Origin of the sequence: Hydrogenophaga sp. A37, assembly GCF_002001205.1 — a bacterium.
GTDB lineage: Bacteria > Pseudomonadota > Gammaproteobacteria > Burkholderiales > Burkholderiaceae_C > Hydrogenophaga.
This window is the reverse complement of the sequence record NZ_MUNZ01000176.1, coordinates 1-23,622: the sequence shown is the minus strand read 5'-3', so window position 1 is coordinate 23,622 and position 23,622 is coordinate 1. Positions and strand designations below refer to the sequence as shown.

Sequence of the window (23,622 nt, the reverse complement as noted above, 5' to 3'; positions counted from 1 at the left end):
GTGCTGATCATGGTGGGGCTGCAGCGGGTCAGGAAGAAGAAGGGGCGTCGCCGGCGGTCACGAAGTCGCGCGGGGGCTCGGGCTGGCGGAACAACGGGGCGCGCTTGAACCACAGCCGCAGCGCCTGCAGGTGGATGCGTGCGATCACGCCAACCGTCATGGCCGGGTGGTGCCAGAGGGCGCGCCTTGTGCTCCCGGCGTCCAGCGCCTGCAGCTCGCCGCTCACGCTGGTGCGGATCAGCGCGGGCGCACCGGCCTCGTCGTGGAAGTCGATGCGCGCGACCGTGCGGTCTTGCCCGCCGTGCGTGGTGCGCATGAAGACGAAGCGGTAGTGGCCGCGCACGGGGCAGAAGGGCGAGACATGGAAGACCTTGTCTGCCGCCACCGGCACGCCGTAGCGCGGTGCGTCCAGCAGGTAGCAGTGGCGCTCGCCGAAGGTGTTGTTGACCTCGGCCAGCACCGCGCGCAGCGAGCCATCGACCCGGTGGCAGTACCAGAAACTCACCGGCTTGAAGCTGTAGCCGAGCACGCGCGGGTAGGTGTGCAGCCAGACCTCGCCTTGCGCGTCGGTGATGCCGTGTTGCGCGAGCAACTCGTCGATCCAGGCCAGGGCGTCCTCGCGGCCGTCACCGTGGTCGCGGTCGTGGAAGGCCAGGGCCGCTCGGCGATTGCGCGCCAGCGCGCCGTTGCCCGTCGCGCGCAGGCTGCGCATCGGCAGCATCAGGAAGTAGGTCGGGTAGGCGAAGGCGTGCTCGCGAGGCCGTGTGCGGGTGTGGCGCACCTGGCCGAAACCGATGAGAGGAAAAGCCCCCGCGTTGGTCACTGTGTGTACGGCGCTGCCCCCCAACGGGGCGCGAGCTTGCTGGGGGCGGCCCGGCGCGGCGCTCATCGAGCCGGTCACGCCAACACCCCGGCCTGAGCGGCTTTGCGCGGCGCAAGGCCATGCGCCTCGATCAGCGAGCGCGCCGCGTTCAGACCGGCTTTCAGGCCGTCTTCGTGGAAGCCGTAGCCCATCCAGGCGCCGGCAAACCAGGTCTGTTGCTGGCCCTGCAGCGAAGGCATCTGCCCCTGGGCGCGGATGGCGGCCTGGTCGAACACTGGGTGGGCATAGTCGTATTCACCGATCACCGTGGCCCGGTCGATGGCCTGCTGCGGGTTCAGCGAGACCACCACCGGCTGCGCCACCGGCAGCGGCTGCAGGCGGTTGATCAGGTAGTGCAGGCAGACCTGGGGCTCGCCTTGGGCGTGGGCGCTCGCGGCCTCGTAGTTCCACGCAGCCCAGGCGCGCGGGCTTTTGGGCAGCACCGAGGTGTCGGTGTGCAGCACGGCGCGGTTGGGTTGGTAGCGCACGGCGCCCAGGGCCTCGCGTTCAGCGGCACTGGCGCCATCACCGAGGATCGCCAGTGTCTGGTCGCTGTGGCAGGCCATGACGATGGCGTCGAAGTGCTCGACCCGGTCGGTCGTCACCACGCGCACGCCCTGCGCGTCGCGCATCACCTGCTGCACGGGGGTGTTCAGGCGGCGGTCGGGAATGCGGGCAACGATCTCTTCGACGTATTGCCGTGCACCGCCGGCCACCGTGTACCACTGCGGGCGGTTCGTGATCTGGATCAGGCCGTGGTTGTGGCAGAAGCGCACCATGGTCGCGACCGGGAAGGCCAGCATCTGGTCGGTCGGGCAGCTCCAGATGCAGCCCATCATGGGCAGGAAATACCAGTCGCGGAACTCGGCCGAGAAGCCCTGCGCCGTCAGGAAGTCGCCCAGGGGCTGCAGCAGCGGGCTGTCGGGGGCGAGGTCTTCGCCGCGCTCGGCCAGCCGTGTCGTGATGCGGTTGAAGCGCACGATGTCGGCCAGCATGCGCCAGAAGCGCGGGTTGACGAGGTTGGCGCGCTGCGCGAACACGCTGGAGAGGTCCGAACCGCTCCATTCCAGCGCCCGGCCCTTCGGCCCGGCGCCCGGCGCCTGCACCGAAAACGACATGTCCGACTTCACGACCGGCACGCCGAGCTCGGCGAAGAGCGCCAACAGCTGGGGGTAGGTGCGTTCGTTGAGCACCAGAAAACCGGTGTCCACGCCGAAGGTGGTGGCGCGGCCTTGGGCATTCGGCAGCGTCACGTCCACTGTGTGGGTGTGACCGCCGAAATGGTCACCCGCTTCAAACAGCGTGAGGTCGGCGAAACCGTGGAGGGTGTGGGCGGCGGCGAGGCCGGAGATGCCCGAGCCGACGATGGCGACGCGGGGGCGGCGCGAGGCACCGCCGATGGGCTGGGGAGCGGGCTCTGAATACATCTTCAGAACCCGGCGGCCTGGTGGCCTGTTGAACAAAAGCCTGCGAAGCGCCCCGACGCGAAGGAGGGAGGGAGGGAGGAGGAGGAGAAGCGCCTCGGGATTTCAACCGACCCACGGAGGGCCGGAAGGCTTCGCAGTGCAAAAAACGGAGTTCCCGACATCACCGTCGCCGGCAACATCGTGTGGGTTGTGAGCAAACACATGGTGGAAAAGTTCCGCGTTGGGGTGACCATGGGTGCTCCGGATGATTGTGATGGGCTGAATGGGCTATCAATTGAACTGAATGGTTTTATTGTGACTGATTGGTCACAAATTGCCCCGATCAATATTCATTGAGTCCATGTCGATGGTGTGGACATTGGGCTGAGGGCGCCCGGTGTTCTGGGTACGCGGGGGTCAGGCGGTTGGATTCAACGGCCGAAGAAGTGAAGTGCCCCCGCAGCGCTCGCGCTATCTCCAAAGGGGCGGCACTGGCCGTCCGGCAAAGCCGGCCCGGCGGTGCTCTGGCTACCGCTTCATGCGCCGCTGGGTGGCGCCGGGGTGCTCAGGTGGGGTGTTGGCCGCGGGTCGAGGGGTGGTGGGCGCCCGCCCGGTGCGCCGCCCGGTGCTGTCCGGGCCAGCAGGCCGCGAGCAGGCCCAGGCACAGGCCCCAGAAGGCACCGGTCAGGTGGGCGGCCTGCACCACCGAGGTCTCGTTGCCGCTGTCCCACACCACGGGATGGGACCAGCCGCGTTCCAGCAGCAACTCGATCAGCAGCGCCAGCATCAGCAGGCCACCCCAGCGCCGCGCCTTGCGGATCACGATGCGTCGCAGCAGCAGTTGCACCGCGAGCACCATGGCACCCGCGTGCAGCACGCCCGAGAGCCCCACCGCGTAACCCACTTGCGGCCAGAGCAGCATCGCGACCTGCGCCAGCGGCCAGCAGAGCGCCCAGGCGATGGCACAGCGCAAGGTGGGGCGGATCACCCAGGCGAAGGCGGTGAGTGCGCCCAGGGCGATCTGGTTCATGATCAGGTGCGGGGTGTTCACATGCACCCAGGCGCTGGTCCACAGCGTCCAGGGCCGGTCTGCCCAAGTGTCGGCGCGCCAGATCAGCATGTCCACCGCGCTGGCCTTGCCCCACCACAGCAGCATGCTGGCCACCCCGTGCACAGCGCACAGCAGCAGCCAGGCGCGCGAGGCTTTCACGACCGGTCGCCGAGCACGTGTTGCCAGAGGGCTTTCACAGCGCCGGCCAGGGGCTGAGCGGTGGCCGCGTCGATCTGCGTGGGGGCCTCGTCCAGCCGCGCACGGTGCTGGATGTGGCGCAACTCGCGGTAGGCGTCGGCCGCTTCCAATCCCACGCCTCTGGGCAGCAGCCCGGCCGCCTCGGCGCGTTGCAGCAAGGCGATGTTGCCCACGTTGGCGAGCAGTTCCGGGTGTTCGCCCGAGTGCGCGAGCACCAGGTACTGCACCACGAACTCCACGTCGACCATTGCGCCCACGCTGTGCTTCACGTCGAACACCGCGCCGCGCACCGGGTGCGCCGCGCGCACCTTCTCGCGCATGCTGCGGATCTCCAGCGCCAGGGCGGCGCGGTCGCGCTGGGCGCTGATCACGCTTTCGCGCACGGCGTCGAACAGCGGCACCAGCTCCGGCTGGCCCAGCACAAAGCGGGCTCTGGTCATCGCCTGGTGTTCCCAGGTCCAGGCGGTGTTGCTGCCGCGCTGTTGTTGGTAGTTGGCGTAGGCGGTGAAGCTGGTCACCAGCATGCCGGAGTTGCCGTTGGGGCGCAGCGCGGTGTCGATCTCGAACAGGTCGCCTTCGCCGGTTTTCACCGTCAGCCAGTTGATCATCTTGCGCACGAAGGCGGCGTAGATCTCGCCCGCGCGCTCGTCCTCGTCTTCATAGACGAACACGATGTCGAGGTCGCTGCCATAGCCGAGCTCCTTGCCGCCGAGCTTGCCGTAGCCAATGATGGCGAAGGCCGGTTCCTCGCGGTGGCGGTTCTTCAGGCGGCTCCAGCACCAGCGCGCCGTCACGCGCAGCACCGCGTCGGCCAGCGCGCTCAGGTCGTCGGCCACCTGTTCGATCGTGAGCACGCCTTCGACATCACGCGCCAGGGTGCGGAACACCTCGGCGTGGTGGGCGCGGCGCAGCAGGTTGAGCAGGGCCTCTTCGTCGTCTTCGTCGGTGCGCCGCAGCGAGGTGCGGCGGTCTTCCAGATCGGCCTCGAACTGGGCCGGCTCGAAGCGGTCGGTCAGCAGCTGCTGGCTCGCCAGCTCGTCGATCACGCCGGGGTGCTTGAGCAGGTAACGCGCGGGCCACTTGGCCGCGCCCAGCAGGCGCAGCAGCCGCTCGTGCACCGAGGGCCGCTCCTGCAGCAGGGCGAGGTAACTCTCGCGGCGCAGCAGCGGCTCGATCCAGTCGGCCAAGCGCAGCGCCGCCTGTTCATTGACGCGCCCTTCTTCGAGCCAGGCGCCGGTGCGCTCGACCAGCCGCACCAGCCTCGCGCGGGCGTCTTCCCGCAGCGCCAGCACGCGCGGGTGTTCGCACCACTGGGCCACCTTGGCCGCGAAGGCCTCGGGCAGCTGGGCCATCACACCCTGCAGGTCTTCGACTGAGTTGCGCGCGCCGGCCTTGCCGTTGCAACCCTTGCCGTTGCAGCCGCCACCGGGCGCGCCGCCGAGCAGGATGTCGAACTCGCTCGCCACCACCTCGCGGTGCGTGTCCAGCGCGCAGAGAAAGGCGCAGACATCGGGGAAGTCCATGGTCGCGGCGATCCAGGCCAGGTCGTCGTCGCGCGTGGGGATCAGGTGGGTCTGCTGGTCGTCCAGGTACTGGATGCGGTGTTCGACCTTGCGCAGGAACTCGTAGGCCTGCGCGAGCAGGTCGGCCGTGGCGCGCGGCATCAGGTTGGCCTTGGCCACGCGCTGCAGCGCGTCCAGCGTCGGGCGGGTGCGCAGCTCGGGAAACTGCCCGCCGCGCACCACCTGCAGCAGCTGCACGGTGAACTCGATCTCGCGGATGCCGCCGCGCGAGAGCTTCACGTCGTTGGCGCGGCCCGGGTTGCCGGCGGCGCGCTTGGCCGCGTGCTCGCGGATCTGGCGGTGCAGGGTGCGCAGCGCGTCGAAGACGTTGTAGTCGAGGTACTTGCGGAACACGAAGGGCAGCACCGCGCCGCGCAGCGCGCCGGCGCTCTTGTCGGCGATGCTGGCGGCCGGGGCGATCACGCGGCTCTTGAGCCAGGCAAAACGCTCCCACTCGCGGCCCTGCACCAGAAAGTACTCTTCGAGCGCACCCAGCGAGACCGCGCTCGGCCCCGAGTTGCCGTTGGGCCGCAGCGCCAGGTCGACGCGGAACACGTTGCCGTGTTCGGTGGTTTCGCCCACGGTGTTATAGATGTGTTTGACCGCTTTGCCGAAGTACTCGTGGTTGCTGATGCGGTGGCGGCCCTGCGCGTTGCCAGCGGTCTCGCCGTCGGCGTCGTACACGTAGATCAGGTCGATGTCGCTGGACACGTTGAGCTCGCGCGCACCGAGCTTGCCCATGCCGATTACCCACAACTGGGCGCGTTGAAGGCCACTGGCCCCCACGCTCCCCACGGTGTGTGGTTCGCTGCCCCCCGCGGGGGCTTGGTCAGCCTTGGGGCGGCCCGGCGGCTGCCCCTGTCCTTCGACAGGTGACACCAACGGCGCACCGTGCAGCTCGTCCAGCTCGGCAAACGCCAGCTGGCAAGCGTGATCAAGCGCGAGCTCGGCCAGCTCGGTCACGGCACATGTAACGTCAGCGAGTGGTGCGCCCTGCTCGCAGTCGAGCACCACCAGGCGCTCCATCACCAGCTGGCGCAGTGCGCGCAAGGCGGCGGGCAAGGGCAGGCCCCGTTGGCGCAATTGCGCCAGGCCGTCGGCCATCGTGGCGTGGGTCGGGGCGCCGGGGGGCAGGCAGTGCAGCTCGCTCTCGTAGCGGCGACGGACCCGTTGCACAAAGCGCGAATGGTCGGCCTGGCGGTCGGCGTCGGTCAATTCGGGGCAGGCCGATGGGTAGAGATTCACATTTGATGACAAAGCAGAAACCGCCGTGGCGGAACCGTGTTGAGGGCTGACCGTCATAATTTGCAGTGGATATGAATCAAAGCCCGGCCCCAGTTGCCCCCGCCTCGCGGACCCAAAAGACCTATTCCGTGTTCACGCGGCTGCTGTTGTGGATGGTGCTGGCCGCCTGGGCCTTGTTCGCCTTGACCTGGGGCGCCTTGCATCTTTGGATTGTGCCGCGAATCGGCGAATGGCGCCCCGACCTGGAGCGCTGGGCCAGCGCCTCTGTGGGGGTACCGGTCACGGTCGGTGGTCTGCGTGCCGAAACGCAGGGCGACGCCAGCGCCGACGCGGGCTTTCTGTTCCGGCTGGTGCCCGCGCTCGAACTCAGCGACGTGCGCCTGTTCGACCCCGCCGGACGCGAGGCCCTGCTGTTGCCCAAGGTGCGCGCGGCGGTCTCGGTCACCTCGCTGTGGCGCCTGGGCTTCGAGCAGCTGCTGATCGAGAGTCCGGTGCTCGACGTGCGGCGCACCGCGCAGGGCCAGATCGAGGTGGCGGGCCTGAACTTCTCCAGTCCGCAGGGGCAGGACCACAGCGCCACCGACTGGTTTTTCTCGCAGACCGAATTCGTGATCCAGAACGGCACCGTGCGCTGGACCGACGATTTGCGCCGCCAGCCGCCGCTGGCCCTGGGCGCGCTCAACTTCGTGTCCCGCAACAGCGCGCGCAGCCACCTGCTGCGGCTCGACGCCACGCCGCCGGCCGAGTGGGGCCTGCCGTTCAGCCTGCTGGCCAACCTGCGCGAGCCGTTGCTCGACCTCGCGCCGCGGCGGGCCCACCAGGCGCCCTGGCACAACTGGAGCGGCGAGCTCTACGCCGATTTCCCCCAGGTCGATGTGTCCCGGCTGCGTGCGCACGTGGACCTCTCTGAATGGGGCGCCGAAGTGCGCACCGGCCAGGGGTTGTTGCGCGCCTGGGCCGACGTGCACCGCGGGCAGCTCGCGGGCCTGACCGCCGACCTCGGCCTGCGCAACGTGGCCACCCGCCTGGGGCAGCAGTTGCCGGAGCTGGCGCTGGACAACGTGCAGGGTCGCCTCGCGGCCACCTGGGACGCCCAGGGTTTCGAGATCACCACCGACAACCTGACCTTCCGCACCCGCGAGGGCCAGGCCTGGCCCGGCGGCAAACTCAAGGTGAAACACGACAACGGCCTGTCCAACCGCATCACCTCGACCTCGGTCAACGCCGACCGGGTGGACCTGGCCGCACTGGCCGCGCTGGCGACCCGTCTGCCCCTGCCCCAGGGTGTCCGCGAGCTGCTGAGCAGCCTGAAGCCGGCGGGCAGCCTCGAGGGCCTGAACGCCCGCTGGCAAGGCCCGGTCGGGCCCGCGGCGGTCGCGGGGCAACCGGCGCTACCCGCGCCGCCGATCACGGCCTACCAAGCCAAGGGCCGCGCGGTGGGTCTCGGTCTCAGTGGCCGGCCCAGTGGCGAAATGTCGAGCTACGGACCCTACCCTGTGCCCGGGCGCCCGGGCGTGACCGGCGCCAGTGGCGACTTCGAGCTGAACCAGGACGGTGGTCAGGCGCGCCTCTCCATCGCCAACGGGTCGATCGACCTGCCCGGCATGTTCGAAGCCTCGGTGATTCCGCTGACCAGCCTGCAGGCCGACGCGCGCTGGAAGCTCAGCGGTGAACGGATCGAGGCCTGGCTGGACAACGTGCGCATGGCCAACGCCGACGCTGCTGGCACCGCGCGGGCTCATTGGCAGACCAGCGACCCGGCCCGCAGCAGCTCGAAGTCGCGCTTTCCCGGCGTGCTCGACCTCAACGCCAGCCTGAGCCGCGCCACCGCCTTGCAGACGCACCGCTACCTGCCGCTGAGCCTGGGCCCCGAGGTGCGGCGCTACGTGCGCGAGGCCGTTCGCGGCGGCTCGTCCGACAAGATCGACTTCCGGGTCCGTGGCGACCTCTGGGACTTGCCCTACCACCTGCCCGGTGCCGATGGCGAGTTCCGCATCGTGGCCAACCTGCGCGGCGGGGACTTCGCCTACCTGCCGGCCTACCTGCAGACGGCCGGCGAGCCCGCCTGGCCGGTGCTCAAGGCGGTGACGGGCCAGTTGGTGCTGGAGCGCGCCTCGCTGCAGCTCAAGGGCCTGACAGCGGGTGTAGACGGCCTGCCCAAGCTGCGGCTGAGCGAGGGCGAGGTCACCGTGGCCAACCTCATGGTCTCGCCGACGCTGGAACTCAGCGCGCGCGCGCAGGGGCCGGCCAGCGAGGTGCTCGATTTCGTGCGGGGCTCACCGGTCAACGGGCTGCTCGGCGGGGCACTGGCGCGGACCACCGGCACCGGCGCGGCCGGTGTGGGCCTCAAGCTGCAACTGCCGCTGGAAAAGGTGAATGACCTCACGCTGCAAGGCCAGGTGCAGCTCGGCGGCAACGACCTGAAGATCACCCCCGACTCGCCGTTGCTCGAACGCAGCGTCGGCACCATCGCTTTCACCGAGCGGGGCTTCAAACTGAGCGACGCCAAGGCACGGCTCTATGGGGGCGAGATCGCGCTGGAGGGCGGCATGGTGCCCGATGGCAAGGGCGGGCCCGCCAGGGTCGAGTTCCGGGGGCAAGGCACGGCCAGCGCCGAGGGCCTGCGCGACGGTGGGCTGGGCTTTGTCTCGGGTCTCTTTGGCCGGGCCAGTGGCAGCGCTGCTTACCAGGCACGGCTCGGTTTCCGCGGTGGCGTGCCCGAGCTGCAGATCCACACCAACCTGCAGGGCGTGGCGATCGACCTGCCGGAGCCGCTGGCGAAGAAGGCCGAAGAGAGCCTGCCCCTGCGCTACGACAACGCGGTGGTGGGCGTGGTCAGCGACGCCAGCGGCGAGGTCGCGCGCAGCGACCGGCTCACGGTCGAGGTGGGGGCGGCCCCGCAGCCGCTGCTGTCGGCGGTGTTCGAGCGCGACATCACCGAAGCCGAGCCGCGCGTGCTGCGCGGCAGCCTCGGCGTGGGCCTGTTGCCGGGCGAGTCGGCGCCGCTGCCGGCCCAAGGCGTGGCGGCTAACCTGCGTTTCAGTCGCATCGACGTGGACGCCTGGGAGCAGGTGTTCAGCGCCGCCAGCGGCGTCGACGTGCGCAGCACCGCCACGCCAGCGTCGCCCAGCGCCAGCCTGGCTTACCTGCCCACGGTGCTGGCGGTGCGGGCGGCCCAGGTGGCGGTCGATGGCCGCACCTTCAACAACGTGGTGCTCGGCGGCTCGCGCGAGGGCACGCAGTGGCGCGCCAACATCGACGCCGACGAGGCCAACGGCTACGTCGAATACCGCCAGCCCAGCGCCGCGAACGCCGGCAGCATCTACGCTCGGCTGGCCCGGCTCAACCTCGCACCGTCGGCCGCCGCCGACGTGGAGCAGCTGCTGCAGCAACCCAGCAGCGTGCCCGCGCTCGACATCACGGTGGAGAACCTGGTGCTCGCGGGGCGGCAACTGGGGCTGGTGGACATCCAGGCGGTCAACCAGGGCTCGGGGCGCACGCGCGAATGGCGCCTCAACAAACTCAACATCCGTGTGCCCGAGGCGCGCTTGATCGCCAGCGGCAACTGGGTCGCCGAGGGCGGCGCGGCGCGGCGCACCCGCCTCGATTTCCGCCTCGACATCGACGACTCGGGCCAGTTGCTCTCGCGTTTTGGCCGTGCCGGCGTGGTGCGCGGCGGCAGCGGCAGCTTCGAAGGCGAGATCGGTTGGCAGGGCTCGCCCTTCTCGCTCGATTACCCCAGCCTCGCGGGCGAACTCCAGGCCGACATCGAGGCCGGCCAGTTCCTCAAGGTCGATCCCGGTGCGGCCAAGCTGCTCGGCGTGCTCAGCCTGCAGGCCCTGCCGCGGCGCTTGGTCCTCGATTTTCGCGACGTGTTTTCCGACGGCTTCGCCTTTGATTTTGTGCGCGGTGACGTGCGCATCGCCCAAGGCGTGGCGCACACCAACAACCTGCAGATGAAGGGCATCAACGCCGCCGTGCTGATGGAGGGCAGCGCCGACATCGCGCGCGAGCAGCAGGACCTCAAGGTCGTGGTGGTGCCCGAGATCAACGCCGGCACCGCCTCGCTGATCGCCACCGCCATCAACCCGGCCGTGGGCCTGGGTACTTTCCTTGCCCAGTTCCTGCTGCGTGAGCCGCTGCAGAGCGCGGCCACGCAGCAGTTTCAGATCAGTGGCAGCTGGGCGGATCCTAAAGTAGAAAAAAAGTAACCCCCCTGCGCCGCCTGCGGCGTCACCCCCCGAGGGGCAACGCGAGTGGCCCGGCGAAGCCGGTTCCACCGCGTTCTGGGTTGAGGGATTCGCGTCGGCCGGGTTCTGGTTGCGCTGACTGCGGTACAAACGGTTCGTCTTCTGGTTTGTTAAGGAGTTCTCATGAAAGTCGCTGCGATTCAAATGGTCTCGGGCATCAGTCTGGACGCCAACCTCAGCGCCGCGCGCGCCTTGCTCACCCAGGCTGCCCGCAGTGGTGCTGAGCTGGCGGTGTTGCCCGAGTATTTCTGCTTCATGGGCCAGCAGGACGCCGACAAGCTGTTGCTGGCCGAGACGCCGGGGCTGGGCACGGTGCAGGACTTTCTGTCCGACGCCGCGCGCGAGCTGAAGATGTGGGTCGTGGGCGGCACCCTGCCCATGGCGACCGACGATCCCTTGCACGCCGCCAACGCCTCGCTGGTCTACGACCACAAGGGCCATTGCGTCAGTCGCTACGACAAGATCCACCTGTTCCGCTACGACAACGGCAAAGAGGCCTACGACGAATCGTCGGTGCTGCGCGCGGGCGAAACGCCCACGGTGTTCGACTTCCCGCCGCATCACGGCGAGCCCTGGCGCGTGGGCATGAGCGTGTGTTACGACCTGCGCTTCGGCGAGCTCTACCGCATGCTCGCGGCCGACCTGCTGCTGGTGCCCGCCGCCTTCACCTACACCACCGGCCAGGCGCACTGGGAGATTCTGTTGCGCGCCCGAGCCATCGAAAACCAGGCCTATGTGATCGCCAGCGCGCAGGGTGGCGTGCATGAAAACGGCCGCCGCACCTGGGGCCACAGCATGGTGATCGACCCCTGGGGTCAGGTCATGGCCATGCAGTCCGAGGGCCCGGGCGTGGTGCTGGCCGACATCGATCTGGAGCGCCTGCGCAACGTGCGCGAGCAGTTGCCTTCGTTGCAGCACCGCAGACTGTGAGGGTGGGACGCCCCCCGCGCCGCGCCCAACGGCGCGTGCCTTGCAGGCCGCGTCATCGACAGAGTCGATGCCTCTTCGTCCCGTCCCAGCCTGCGCAGGCAGGCTCGGAGCCGCGGTCCTCAGCCCCCCACTGGGGGGCGCCACTGGCCGCCCGGCAAAGCCGGTTCGGCGGTGGCCTGGCCGACCCGCGCCCGCACCTCGCCCTGTGATGACCGAATCGGCGCTTCCCGAGCCCATCGTCCGCTCCGGCCTGCGCTCGCGCCGCTGGCTGCTCTGGGGCGCGCTGCTGCTGCTGGTGGCGGTGCTGCTGGGGGTGCTGGTGTTTCTGGCGGGGGAGTACGAGGAGGCGCGTGATCAGGTGGCGCTGGAGCGCGATGCCGCCACCGTGGTCAGCGACATCCGCAGTGGGCTGGTGCGCAATGTGCAGACCCTGCAGTCGCTGCACAGCGTGGCGCCCACGCCCGACTCGTGGCTCGGTCCGGCAGCGGAGGTGCTGGCCCAGCAGCGTGAACTGGTGCGCCTCGAGTGGCGCAGCAACAACCTGCGCCTGCTCGCGCACCGTGATTCGATCTACGTGGCCAACCTGTTCAGTTACCTTCCGCGTGAGCAGACCTTGCCCGATGTGCGGCAGGCCTGCGAGAGCGCGCAGCGGGTCTCGGGGCCTTCGTTTTCACCCAGCTATTTCTGGCCCATGGCCAACGGGATGGGCATGGAGATCATTGAGATGTGCCTGCCGGTCGTGCGGGCCGGCGCCAGCGACGGGTTCCTGATCGCCACCTACTCGCTGCCGGGTCTGCTCTCCGAACTCAGCAACAAGGAGCTGCTGCGCGGCCGCGGCCTGGCCTTCACCGAGGTCGATGGCACACGCCTGGCGATGCACAGCAGCGTGCCCGGCAGCCGCCGCACGCAGGTGGCCAACACCTTGCTCGACCTGCCCGGCCACACGCTGATGCTGCGGCTGGAGGGCCCGCGCAGGGTGGTCGGCCTGTTCCCCAACGTGCTCACCGCCGTGGTCGGCGCGCTCTCGCTGGCGCTGCTCGCCGTGATGGCCCTGTTCGGTCGCGACATGCGCCGGCGCCAGCGTGCCGAAACCGAGGTGGCCGAGGCGCTGGCCTTTCGCAAGGCGATGGAGAACTCGCTGGTCACCGGCCTGCGCGCGCGCGGCATGGACGGGCGCATCAGCTACGTCAACCCGGCCTTCTGCCAGATGGTGGGCTTCGAGGCCGAAGAGCTGATCGGCACCGGTCTGCCCGCGCCCTGGTGGCCGCCCGAGCTGATCGACGAGTACCAGCAGCGCCAAGCCGTGCGCCTGGCCGGCCAGACCCTGCCGCGCGAGGGCTTCGAGTCGGTGTTCCAGCGCAAGGACGGCTCGCGCTTTCCGGTGCTCATCATCGAGGCGCCCCTGATCGACGCCCAGGGCACCCAGACCGGCTTCATGAGCGCCATCCTCGACCTGAGCGAGCAGCGCCGCGTCGAAGAGCTCAACCGCGCGTCGCAAGAGCGTCTGCAGGCCACGGCGCGACTGGCCACGGTGGGTGAAATGGCCTCGCTGCTCAGCCACGAACTCAACCAGCCACTCGCGGCCATCGCCAGCTACGCCAGCGGCACGCTCAACCTGCTTGATGAGCCCGTGGACGCCGCCCACGGCCTGCCCACAAGCGACCTGCGCCAGGCCATGCAGCGCATCAGCGAACAGGCCGACCGCGCCGGCCGCGTGATCAAGAGCGTGGCCGACTTCGTGCGCCGGCGCGAGCAGGTGCGCGAGGCCGTGGCGCCCGACAGCCTGATCGAGGCCATCATGCCGCTGCTCACGCTCCAGTCCAAGAAGCTCGGCATCCGGGTGCAGACGCATGTGGCGCCCCACTGCCCGCCCGTGCTCTGCGACCGCACCATGGTCGAGCAGGTGTTGCTCAACCTGGCGCGCAACGGCATGCAGGCCATGCCCGAGGGTGACCCGCCGACCGCCTCTGGGCGGCGCGTGCTCACGCTGTCGGTGGGGCAGTCGCGCCTGCATTCGGGCGAAGAAGACCCGCCGCGCAAGGTCTGGGTCGAGTTCGCCGTCACCGACCACGGCCGTGGCCTGAGCAACGAGGTGCGTGACAAGCTGTTCACCCCCTTCTTCACCACCAAGGCCGAGGGCATGGGCCTGGGCCTTTCGCTGTGCCGCACGGTGATCGAGCAGCACGGCGGCGCGCTGACTTTCGAGCCGGCTCAGCCACGCGGCACGGTGTTCCGGTTCACGCTGCCAGGGGCCTGAACTATCATCCGCCCATGACCCAACACCCCGACGCCAAGGTGTTCATCGTGGACGACGACAAGGGCGTGCGCGAGGCGCTGGCCTGGCTGCTGCGCACACGCCGTTTGCTCAGCGAAGGCTACGAGAGCGCCGACGACTTCCTCACCGAGATCGCCCGCTGGAGCGCCGAGCCCCGCGTGCCCTGTTGCCTGTTGCTCGACGTGCGCATGCCCGGCACCAGCGGCCTCGCGCTGTTTGAACACCTGCTCACGCTGCCCTGGCAATCCGCGTTGCCGGTCATCTTTCTTTCCGGCCACGCCGACGTGCCGACTGCGGTCGATGCGGTCAAGCGCGGGGCTTTCGATTTTTGCGAGAAGCCGTTTTCCGACAACGCGCTGGTTGATCGGGTCGAGCAGGCGCTGCAGCTGTCAGCGCAGGTGCTGGCCAGCCGCAAGCAGCGGCTCGGGGTTCAGCAGCGGCTCGATGGGCTCACCGAGCGCGAGCGCGACGTGATGCACCTCGTGATCGAGGGCCTGCCCAACAAGCTGGTCGCCGACCGGCTCAACATCAGCGTGCGCACGGTCGAGGTTCACCGCTCGCGCGTGTTCGACAAGATGGGCGTGAAGTCGGCGGTGGAGCTCGCCAACGCGCTGCGCGAGGTGGGCGGGCGTTGAGTATCAGTCTTTGCGCTCAGGCCGTTCGGCCTTTTTTTCTTCAGGCAGCTCGCCGTTTTTCCGACCTGAAAACATGGTCCACCACACAATGAAGATCAACAACACCAGCGCAGCCAGCGCTTCGAGCAGCAACAAGGTCATGGGTGGTTTTGGCCGTGGGGTGGGGTGGCGGTGGATGGCGGCCCTGATTGTAGGCAGCCTGGCCGCGTGTTCCAGCGTGCCGCCCAGCGGGCCCGGACGGGCACCCGCCACCTCGTCGGCCGACGAGGTGCCGCTGCCGCCGCTCATCCAGCGCCAGGGCAGCCGCTGGCTGCCGGTGCGCTGGGCCGACCTGCCGGGCTGGGGTCTGGACAGCCTGCACGAGGTCTGGGGCGCCTGGGCGCGCGGTTGCGAGCGGCCCGCGCCGATGCACGCGGCGCTCTGCGCCGAGATGCGCCCGCTCACCATGGCCGGCACCGCCGAGCAGCAGGCCTGGATCGAAAACCGCTTCCAGCCCTACCGTGTGGTCGAGCCCGACGGCAGCACGCCCCAGGGCCTGATCACCGGTTACTACGAGCCCATCATGGCCGCGAGCCGCCAGTCCACCTTCATCCACCGAACGCCGCTGTACGCGCCGCCGCCCGGTCTGGCGGCCGGACAACCCTGGTACAGCCGCCAGGAGATCGACACCCTGCCCGCCGCGCAGGCCGCGCTCAAGGGCCGCGTCATCGCCTGGCTCGCCGACCCGATCGATGCGCTGATCCTGCAGATCCAGGGCTCCGGGCGCCTGCAGTTCAAAGAGCCTGACGGCAGCATCCGCACCGTGCGCGTGGCCTACGCGGCGCACAACGGCCACCCGTACCAGAGCGTGGGCAAGTGGCTGCTTGACCAGCGCGCCATCCGCGAAGCCAACTGGGAAGGCATCAAGGCCTGGGCCGCCAACAACCCGGGTCGGCTCAACGAGATGCTCTGGAGCAACCCGCGCACGGTCTTTTTCAAGGAAGTGCAGCTCACCGAGCTGGACGCGCGTTTCGGCCCGCGCGGCGCACAAGGCGTGCCGCTCACGCCCGGGCGCTCCATCGCGGTCGATCCGTTGAGCATTCCCTACGGCACGCCGGTCTGGATCGCCTCGCGCGGCGTGTTCTACAACCAGCAGCGGCTGGTGATGGCGCAAGACACCGGCGGCGCCATCGTCGGCGCCGTGCGGGCCGACCTGTTCACTGGCTGGGGTGGCTGGGGCGACGCGCCCTACCAGCTCGCCTCGCGGCTCAAGCAGCCGCTGCAGATGTGGGCGCTCTGGCCGCGCTGAGGCGACAGATGGGCCACACCAGGCCCATGACCCCGATGGACCCCAGGTTCAGAGCGTCCGCCCCGCCGTCACCTGCGCGATCACGGCGATCAGCTTGCGCGCGGCGGCGTCCCACGTGAAGCGCGCGGCCACGGACCGCCCCGCCTCCGACAGCCCTTGCCACAGCGCCGGCTCGTTCTGCAGCCGCAGGAGCGCGCGCTTCCAGGCCACCGGGTCGTGCGGATCGACCTGCAGCGCACCCTCCCCGCAGACCTCGGGCATGGCGCCACAAGGCGCGATCAGGGCGGGCGTGCCCAGCAACATGCCCTCGACCGGGGGCAACCCGAAGCCTTCGGTCAGCGACGGCGTGCAAACGGCCAGTGCATGCGTCTGCAGGCTGCACATCTCGCCGTCGCTCACATAGCCCGCAAACACCACATTGGCCGGCAGCGGAAACCCCGCCGCCGCAAAATCCGCGGCCCTCGCGCGCCCGGTCAGCACCAGCGTCAACCCCGAGAGCGCCGGGCGGGCAAAGGCCTGCAGCAACAGGCCGATGTTCTTGTGCTGCTGCAGGTTGGCCAGCGCCAGCGCATAGCGGCGCGGGGTCAGACCGAGCCGGGTCAGGACCGTGTGGTCGGGGGGAATCCGCAGCACATGGTCGACACCGTTGTGGATGACATGGATCCGCTCGGCCGGGGCAATGCCCAGCGACACCAGTTCACGCTTGGCGAACTCGGACACCGTAAGAAGCCCCAACTGGGCCGATCCGGCGAGCCGGATGTGCAGCCGCGCCCAGGCGCTGCGCATCCGCCCGTACGACTGCGGCGTGGTGAAGACCTGCGCGTCGTGCACCATGGTCAGGCCCGACCGCACCATGAAAGGAGCCATGTTGCAGAAGCTGACCAGCAGCTGCCCATGCGATGCGCCGGGCAAGGACAGTTGCTCCCAGGCGATGCCGTTCAGGTGGCCAACCACCTTGATCGGCAGGTCTGGGGCCGGCCAGGTCAGGGTGCCCCCCGGCGGCAAGGCGATGGACACGTTGCGGTCGTGCGAATACTCGCTCAAGGCCCGCGTCAGTTCGTAGGCCACCCGGTGCACGGCGGTCGGCGCGGCCGACAGGAATTTGCCATTGATGACGACACCGGGAAGGGCGCTCGTGTTCATAGCTCAAGGATACGACGGGGATCGACACGCCCCCGCAGCAGGTCGCGGATGGCCAGCCAGTTCCCGGCGGCGCGGCCCTTGCGGTCGATCCAGGGCTCCGAGCGGAACAGCCGGGCGTGGTTGGCGAGCAGGTTGCGCAGGATCATCCGGACGGCGACTTGTCGCGGGAGCGTCGCCTTGCGCAGCATGTACACCGGGTTGCAGACCTGGCTGTAGCCCAGCCGCCGACCGCTCTTTTCGCGGCCCCGTTTTTCACCGCAATGCACGCCACAGAAGGCGTTGGTGTGCACCAGCGGCCCCGGGACACGGCCGCCGAAATCCAGGTCCTCCAACCAGGCGTAGAGCGGCAGGTTCTCGTCAAATCGCACCCCCGCGATCACTGGCACGCGGTAGGCCATGTTGCAGCCGTAGAGCCCGTGTGTCCTCGCGAGGATGGCGACCGCTTCCGGGTCTCCCGCCGCATCGGCGGTGTCCACGATGCGCCGCGCATGTTCGTGCGGGATCCCGGGCCCGTTGATCCCGTCGGCCAGCACCAGGCCGTGCGCGCCGGCCACGTCAGGATGGTGGGCAAAGAAGCGCGCGATGCCGGCGATGGCGAAGCGAGAAGGGATGAAGTCGTCGTCGTAGAAGACCACGGCACCGTTGTCCGGGCGCAGCCGGTCGAGGGCGCGGTTGCGCTGCACGCAAGAGCCGCGTGACCCAAAAATGCATTCGACCTCGAAAGGGTAGTCCCTCGCCGGCGGCGCATCGGTCTCGCTTTCCATTGACAGAATCACTTGCGAGGGCCGTTGCGTTTGCTCAGCCAGCCGGTCCAGCAGCACCGCGACACTGTCAGGGCGACCCAGGGAGGCAATGATGACGCCCACGTTCATTTGCGGCCTTGAATGGTTTGACTGAACAGCGCGGCAGACCGCTGTCAGCGCCGTTGCGCCAGGTGCTCGGCGAGCCGATAGGCGAACGTCATGATCATGAGCGTTGGATTGGCATGACCGCATGTCGGAAAGATGGACGCACCCGCCACGTAGAGACCTTCGATGCCGTGCACCTTGCAATCGGCATCCACCACCCCACGACCGGGATCAGACGCCATGCGCGTGGTCCCCGCCGAATGCCCCATGTCGATGATGTCGACGCCGTGCGTATCGCGATCGGCAATCCATGGAGCGATCACCGGCTGCGGCAGGCCTGCCTTGCCGAACTCCAACCGCAGGATGTGGGCCAGCCGGGTCAGCGTTCGAATCTCCAACTCGCCGATGCGCCAGCGCGCCACCGGCAGCGGCATGCCGAAACGGTCGTTTCTGGATGACAGCTGGATGCGGTTGTCCCTGTCCGGCGCCTGTTCGCAGAGGGCATCAATGGACAGTCCCACCAGCTTGTGGGGCAGGCCCCGTGTCAGGTATTCCTCGACGGCCAGGCCAGGCCGATACCGCAGAACCTGATTGACCGCGAAGCGCGACCAGGCCTTCGGAAACCTGTCGCTCTGAAAGGCCAGGCGCGCCAGACCCTTGGCCATGATCCCGGGGGACTTGAGAATGGCGTGGGCGTCGGACAGACGGCTTTCACTCTGGCGTTTGAGGAGCCGCTTGGCCGCGCTCCACGGATCGTCCGGCGCGCGCTCTCCCATGGTGTACGCGGCACAGTTCAGGATGCCCTCCTCCTCCTGGACCCTGGCCGTCGGCGCCAGGCCGTGCATGTACATGCTGACGCCCCTTTTGCCCCTCAGACCGTAGAAGCCATAGAGCTGGGACATGGAAGCGATGGCGTTCTGGCTGAAGCTGGCGACCCTCGCGCAGGGGTGGTCCAGCAGGTAGCGTCCGACCAGATCACGGTCATTGCCCAGGCCGTTGGCGTGGCGGGATCGCGAATTCAGCAGCAGCCGCGCGTTTTCGATGGCACTGGCCGCGAGGATGATGGTCTGTGCCTCGATGGTCCTTCGTGCGCCCGAGGCGTCGGCCACACGAACCGCGCAAACGCGCTCGCCCGACTCATCGGTCAGGACCTCCAGCACGGTGGCGCCCGTGAGCACGCGGCACCCCCTCGGTGCGGCCTGGATGAATTCTTCACCGACCCGCAAGACATCGGTCGGGGCCAGCGTCGAGCGGGCGAACTGCCAGAAAAAGGAGCCCAGCACGGACGGATCCGGGTGCGGCTGGGGCGGCGCACGGCGAAGGTGGTCCCAGAGCCGGCCGTCATAGCAGTTGATGCCGAGATTGAGCGCGTCGGCCGCCTTGTCCAGATACCGCACCAGATCGTTTGCCGACACGGGCCAGCCACTGTCTGGCACCCAATAACGCGCCGCAAAGTCAACCTCGCTGAACGCGGCGGATTTCCCCGCCCAGGCCGCCGTCGAGCCGCCCAGCGCGCGGCAACGCACGCCGAAGGCTTGTCGGCCATGCGCCCACATCCGGGTTTGATGCGCGTGGAACCGTTCCCGCTTGACGGCCTGGTGCGGCGACCAGGTGCCTGTTTCGCACAGCGTCTCGTTGAGCGCTTCGGTGCTTTCGTGTTCCACCAGCCCCCCACTTTCCAGCACCAACGAGCTGCGACCCGCCTCCGCCAGTCCGCGGGCAATGGTCAGGCCCGCCGGGCCGCCGCCGACGATCAGGAAGTCGCACTTCTCGATCCGGGCGTCGCCGATGGCGGCGAGGTCTTCGATGGGCAATGGACTCGGCATGTCGGTCAACGCCGTTCGGCCCGTGAAGCCAGCCGTGTCATGCCAGCACCCCGTTCGTCTGCGCGGACAAGCGCGTGACCGCGGCCCGCAGCGTTCGCTTCTGCAGCGCCATCACCGGCGCCGGATACTGCGCCCCCAACGACACCCTGCAGGTCCGGCTGAGAATGTCCAACGTGGCCCGATAGTCTTCGACGTGGTAGGTGATCTCACGGTGCGCCCACTGGTGCGGGTTCATCCGGGGGTGAAACGAGCGCTTGCACAGCACCGCTTCCCAGTTCGAGAACACATGCCGGCCGGTTTCGATCAACCGCCCGGCGCCCCGGGTCTGTCCGAAGATCCGCGCTTCCTCCGGGTTGTCGAAGATCACGCTCAGCGCCACGGCGTTCTCAGGATCGTTGTGCGGCGAGGGACGGCAATGGGGACGATCAGAGAAGATGTCGGCGACGCCCGGGTACCGGGCGCGCAGTGTCTTCAGCAGCGGCTCCAGCCGACCCAGCTGCGCGTCCAGCACCGCGCCGGTCAGCTCGGACACGCGGCAGTTCAAACCTGAAAACAGGGGCTCACTGGTCGGTGCGTGGTCGCGGATGAAGGCACCGGGATCGTGGAACATCCTGGCGCGTTCGAAATAGCGGTCGTCGTTCGTCAGCACAGCGCCGCCCTCGCCGGCCGTGATGTTCTTGTGGTGGTTGAAGCTGAACGCACCCAGATCACCGATGCACCCGACCCGGCGCCCCTTGTACGGCACACCGACGGCCTGACACGCGTCTTCGATCACCAGCAGCCCGTGCCGCCGGGCGATGGCCATGATCGCGTCCATGTTGCACACGGCGTTCTGCATGTGGACCGGAACAATGGCCCGGGTGAAGGGCGTGATCTTTCGTTCGATGTCCTGTGGGTCGATGGTCAGCGACGCGTCGATGTTGACCAGCACGGGCACGGCGCCGACGGCCATCGGGGCCAGCGCCGTGGACACCCAGGTGTAGGCAGGCACCAGCACCTCATCGCCAGGCCCGATGCCCGCGGCCGCCATGGCGGCAATCAGCGCGTTGGAGCCGCTGTTGACCGTGAGCACGTGCTTGACGCCGATCAGCCGGGCCAGCCTGTCTTCAAACCGTGCGGTGTACCCGTTCTTGCCGCACGCATAACGAAGCAACTCACCACGGGCGATGACCATGCTCAAGTTCGCCAGTTCGCGGATTCCAACAGCAGGCATTTCAGTTCACCTCACAGAACAAGACGGCCTCAGGCTTCCAGACACTGCATTCTCTGGCGCTCCCATTGCCAGGCGTGTTCCACCAGCGTGTCCAGCGCCGCGTACTGGGGCCGCCAGTCCAGGCGCCGCTGGGCCAGCGTCGAGTCGGCCACGAGGCGTGCCGGATCGCCCGGGCGGCGTGGCGCGTACTGCACCACGATGTCGCGCCCGGTCACCCGACGCACGGCCTCGATGACCTCGTTGACCGAGAAGCCGTGGCCGTTGCCCAGGTTGTAGGCCTGGCTGGGTTCGCCGGCCACCAGGCTCTGCACGGCGAGCCAGTGGGCTTCGCACAGGTCCTGGATGTGCACGTAGTCGCGGATGCAGGTGCCGTCCGGGGTGTCGTAGTCCTGCCCGAACACCGAGATGTGGGCGCGGCGGCCCGAGGCGGCCTGCAGCACCAGGGGGATCAGGTGCGTTTCGGGTTCGTGCCGCTCGCCCAGCTGGCCTTCGGGGTCGGCCCCCGCGGCGTTGAAGTAGCGCAGGCAGACCGAGCGCAAGCCATAGGCCTTGTCGTAGTCGGCCAGCGCCTGTTCCACCATCAGCTTCGTGCGGCCGTAGGGGTTGATCGGTTGCTTGCGGTGGTCTTCGTCGATGCGCTCACTCTGCGGCTCGCCGAAGATGGCCGCGGTCGATGAAAAGATGAAACGCATCACCCCCGCGTGCCGCATCGCGTCCAGCAGGGTCAGCGTGTTTGTCACATTGTTCTGGTAGTACTTGCCGGGGTCCTGCACCGACTCGCCCACCTGGATGTGCGAGGCGAAGTGCATCACGGCGTCGAAGCGCCGGGCCCGAAACAAGCCGTCGAGCAGCGCCTGATCGGCGATGTCGCCTTCAACGAACGCGCCATGCAGCACCGCGTCGCGAAAGCCCCCGACCAGGTTGTCGAGAGTGGTCACCTCGCAGCCCTTCAGGGCCAGGTGCTTGACCATGTGCGAGCCGATGTAGCCGGCTCCGCCGACAACCAGAATGTTCATGTGTCCTCCAATGAGTGGGTCTGTTGAGTCAATGAAACCGGGCTAGGCCAGGGGGCGCTTGGATTTTTGATGGGACCAAGGGCGTTGAAACAAGGATCTCAATTTTTGCTGTCCCCAAGGCTCTGGCCCCTGGGCAATGAAAAGGGCCAGCGTGGTGATGAACAGCATGCAGGCTGCAAACAGCAACAACCGGTTTTCAATGATCTCGGCCAGATGGGGAACCAGATACATCCCTAAAACAAAATGCCCGAGGTAAATGGGGTACGACAGTTTGCCCAGGGTGGTCAAGACACCTCTTATTTCAGCCCTGGCGATCGCCGGGCGAAGGGTGATGGAAAGGATCAGCCAGGCCAACATGAAGAGCCAGATCACCGTGGCATTCGCCACTTCACGGTCGGTGTTTCCCTTGAGCCGTATTTCAAGCAGGCACAGCAGGATCAACAGAACGATGGACACCAACTTCGGGGTGGTTGGTTTGACGTGGGTGACCGAAAAAAGGGCCATGCCAAGGGCAAAGTAGACGCCGTGATGGAGCAACAACAGCTTGTATCCAAACCAGTCCAGCGACGTGGCCACGTTGAGGCCCATCCCGGCCGTCACACTGTAAAAAATCAGGAACAGCCCGCTCATGGCGCCCAGCAGAAAAGCCAGGCGATCCAGCCATTCGAGTTCTTTGCCGCCACGGCGTTGCCTGACAAAAAGCGAAATGCCAATGACCGTGTAAAAGATGGCTTCGATAACCAGCGTCCAGACCACCCCGTCGATATACGGGCCTTTGGGTGAGAGCACCATGCTCCGAAGCCAATCAAACAACCTCTCCAGAATGGGCTCCCCCGATGCAATTCGGATGAGCAATGCAATGGTTGCGCTGATCCAGAGCGCCGGGAGAATTCGAATCGCCCGTTTCTTGAAGAAGCCGTGCCAAGACGCACCGATCGCTGTCTGCGCAATCACATAACCCGACAACACGAAAAAGACCTGCACACCAATCCAGCCACTGGACGCCCAGTCGGGGAGAAAGCCAAATGCGACGTCTTGCCCGGTGGCTTTTTGCTCTGGCGCATGCATGCCAAAAGATTTGAAATGAAACAGAACGACCGCGATGGACGCGAGAAAGCGCAACAGATCAATGCCGTAGATGTGGCCCATGGAGGTGCTTGAAGGGGCGCGCGCTGGGGTGGTCATCTGATGTATCCGAAGGGGCGTTGTTGCACAAACTGGGAGCGCCTTCATGGCTGGGCCACCAACTCGGTCAATACCGGTGCACCCTCTTTGGCGAGGAAGACCGCCTTCAGGTTCAGCCTCAGCGTTTCTTGTTGCTGCAAGGTGTTCAGCAATTGAAAGTCGATGGCGCTGTCCACCACGAGCATGTCGGCCGCCTGGGACGCGCTGCTCTTCACTTCGTCTAGGCCCCTCACGGTGCGCCCCGCCAGCCGCTGGTTGAAGTCGTCCACAAAACGCGCGGTCGATGGGTGGCTGCGCCATTCCTTGTTCAGAACCTGCAGCACCGTTTCGCCCCGACCCGAGCGCAAGGCGCCCAGCACCTGGTCCATGGTGGCTTGCACATCGCCCAGGCCGATCACCACCGCCGCAGCGCCCTGCACCGGCAAACGGGGCTGGGTGTCGAGCTTCAGGCTCACGCCCTGGGGAGCGAGCGACTGCGGTGGCTCTGGCGGCGTGGTCGGCGGGCGCTTGACCATCAGCAAGCCCTGGTGGCCGGGGTCGCTGAACAGCCACCAGAAGCTCGCCAGCAGCAGGAGGGTGGACATGGCAATGGGCCCTCGCCGGATCAGCCATCGGCGCACGTCGCCTTCGCCAATCAGGTTCCAGGGCGCGGTCTTCGCGGCGGGTTGGGGCGGGGGCTTGAGCCGGAG

The 23,622-nt window shown here is 67.9% G+C and carries 18 protein-coding genes; 6 read left to right on the top strand and 12 right to left on the bottom strand.

Annotated features, from left to right (window positions below; genetic code table 11):
- Window positions 1-28 precede the first annotated feature (28 nt).
- Both B0E41_RS23365 and B0E41_RS23360 read right to left on the bottom strand, forming a co-directional pair.
- Window positions 29-781, bottom strand: coding sequence for a DUF1365 domain-containing protein (locus tag B0E41_RS23365; RefSeq protein WP_253195116.1), 753 nt, complete (start codon window positions 779-781; stop codon window positions 29-31).
- Window positions 782-897: 116 nt separating this feature from the next.
- Window positions 898-2,289, bottom strand: a complete 1,392-nt coding sequence (locus B0E41_RS23360; RefSeq protein WP_077335015.1) for an FAD-dependent oxidoreductase — start codon at window positions 2,287-2,289, stop codon at window positions 898-900.
- A gap of 201 nt (window positions 2,290-2,490) precedes the next feature.
- Here B0E41_RS23360 and B0E41_RS27765 point away from each other — a divergent pair, with 201 nt between their 5' ends.
- Window positions 2,491-2,625, top strand: a complete 135-nt coding sequence (locus B0E41_RS27765; protein WP_290440866.1) for a hypothetical protein — start codon at window positions 2,491-2,493, stop codon at window positions 2,623-2,625.
- Between the two features lie 208 nt (window positions 2,626-2,833).
- Here the strand turns inward: B0E41_RS27765 and B0E41_RS23355 are convergent, their stop codons facing one another.
- Together B0E41_RS23355 and glnE are read right to left on the bottom strand one after the other, a co-directional pair.
- Complete coding sequence (locus tag B0E41_RS23355; RefSeq protein ID WP_077335013.1) at window positions 2,834-3,478, bottom strand: rhomboid family intramembrane serine protease; 645 nt, start codon at window positions 3,476-3,478, stop codon at window positions 2,834-2,836.
- Window positions 3,475-6,381, bottom strand: coding sequence for a bifunctional [glutamate--ammonia ligase]-adenylyl-L-tyrosine phosphorylase/[glutamate--ammonia-ligase] adenylyltransferase (glnE, locus tag B0E41_RS23350; RefSeq protein WP_077335011.1), 2,907 nt, complete (start codon window positions 6,379-6,381; stop codon window positions 3,475-3,477). Before glnE ends, B0E41_RS23355 begins: the two co-directional genes overlap by 4 nt.
- 71 nt (window positions 6,382-6,452) lie before the next feature.
- Between glnE and B0E41_RS23345 the strand changes: the two genes are divergently transcribed.
- The 4 genes from B0E41_RS23345 to B0E41_RS23330 all read left to right on the top strand — a co-directional run bounded on the left by B0E41_RS23345 (window position 6,453) and on the right by B0E41_RS23330 (window position 14,414).
- On the top strand, window positions 6,453-10,535 hold the full coding sequence (locus B0E41_RS23345; protein WP_253195114.1) for a YhdP family protein: 4,083 nt from the start codon (window positions 6,453-6,455) through the stop codon (window positions 10,533-10,535).
- A gap of 162 nt (window positions 10,536-10,697) precedes the next feature.
- Window positions 10,698-11,504, top strand: a complete 807-nt coding sequence (locus B0E41_RS23340; protein WP_077335007.1) for a carbon-nitrogen hydrolase family protein — start codon at window positions 10,698-10,700, stop codon at window positions 11,502-11,504.
- A 208-nt stretch (window positions 11,505-11,712) separates the two neighbouring features.
- On the top strand, window positions 11,713-13,761 hold the full coding sequence (locus tag B0E41_RS23335) for a PAS domain S-box protein (RefSeq protein ID WP_077335005.1): 2,049 nt from the start codon (window positions 11,713-11,715) through the stop codon (window positions 13,759-13,761).
- A 14-nt stretch (window positions 13,762-13,775) separates the two neighbouring features.
- Window positions 13,776-14,414 (top strand): response regulator, encoded by a 639-nt coding sequence (locus B0E41_RS23330; RefSeq protein ID WP_077335003.1) that lies wholly within the window; start codon window positions 13,776-13,778, stop codon window positions 14,412-14,414.
- A gap of 3 nt (window positions 14,415-14,417) precedes the next feature.
- Here B0E41_RS23330 and B0E41_RS27260 read toward each other — a convergent pair whose 3' ends face one another.
- On the bottom strand, window positions 14,418-14,555 hold the full coding sequence (locus B0E41_RS27260; RefSeq protein WP_171984857.1) for a hypothetical protein: 138 nt from the start codon (window positions 14,553-14,555) through the stop codon (window positions 14,418-14,420).
- A 34-nt stretch (window positions 14,556-14,589) separates the two neighbouring features.
- Here B0E41_RS27260 and B0E41_RS23325 point away from each other — a divergent pair, with 34 nt between their 5' ends.
- The gene (locus B0E41_RS23325; protein ID WP_253195112.1) at window positions 14,590-15,702 is read left to right on the top strand and encodes an MltA domain-containing protein; all 1,113 of its coding nucleotides are present in this window, start codon (window positions 14,590-14,592) and stop codon (window positions 15,700-15,702) included.
- A 48-nt stretch (window positions 15,703-15,750) separates the two neighbouring features.
- On the opposite strand, the gene B0E41_RS23320 is transcribed toward B0E41_RS23325, so the two are convergent.
- The 7 genes from B0E41_RS23320 to B0E41_RS27255 form a co-directional block, all read right to left on the bottom strand.
- A complete protein-coding gene (locus tag B0E41_RS23320; RefSeq protein ID WP_077334999.1) occupies window positions 15,751-16,845 on the bottom strand; it encodes a glycosyltransferase family 1 protein in 1,095 nt (364 codons plus the stop codon).
- Window positions 16,842-17,717 carry a hypothetical protein gene (locus B0E41_RS23315; RefSeq protein WP_077334997.1) on the bottom strand — a complete coding sequence of 292 codons (876 nt, stop codon included), beginning with the start codon at window positions 17,715-17,717 and terminating at the stop codon, window positions 16,842-16,844. Before B0E41_RS23315 ends, B0E41_RS23320 begins: the two co-directional genes overlap by 4 nt.
- Window positions 17,718-17,761: 44 nt before the next feature.
- On the bottom strand, window positions 17,762-19,507 hold the full coding sequence (locus B0E41_RS23310; protein WP_171984856.1) for a GMC family oxidoreductase: 1,746 nt from the start codon (window positions 19,505-19,507) through the stop codon (window positions 17,762-17,764).
- A gap of 49 nt (window positions 19,508-19,556) precedes the next feature.
- Window positions 19,557-20,732, bottom strand: a complete 1,176-nt coding sequence (locus tag B0E41_RS23305; protein WP_077334993.1) for an aminotransferase class I/II-fold pyridoxal phosphate-dependent enzyme — start codon at window positions 20,730-20,732, stop codon at window positions 19,557-19,559.
- A 29-nt stretch (window positions 20,733-20,761) separates the two neighbouring features.
- Window positions 20,762-21,748 (bottom strand): UDP-glucose 4-epimerase GalE, encoded by a 987-nt coding sequence (galE, locus tag B0E41_RS23300; protein ID WP_077334991.1) that lies wholly within the window; start codon window positions 21,746-21,748, stop codon window positions 20,762-20,764.
- A 42-nt stretch (window positions 21,749-21,790) separates the two neighbouring features.
- Window positions 21,791-22,897 carry an acyltransferase gene (locus B0E41_RS23295; protein WP_171984855.1) on the bottom strand — a complete coding sequence of 369 codons (1,107 nt, stop codon included), beginning with the start codon at window positions 22,895-22,897 and terminating at the stop codon, window positions 21,791-21,793.
- 80 nt (window positions 22,898-22,977) lie between these two features.
- On the bottom strand, window positions 22,978-23,622 hold a 645-nt coding region (locus B0E41_RS27255), incomplete at its 5' end, for a hypothetical protein (protein ID WP_216350803.1).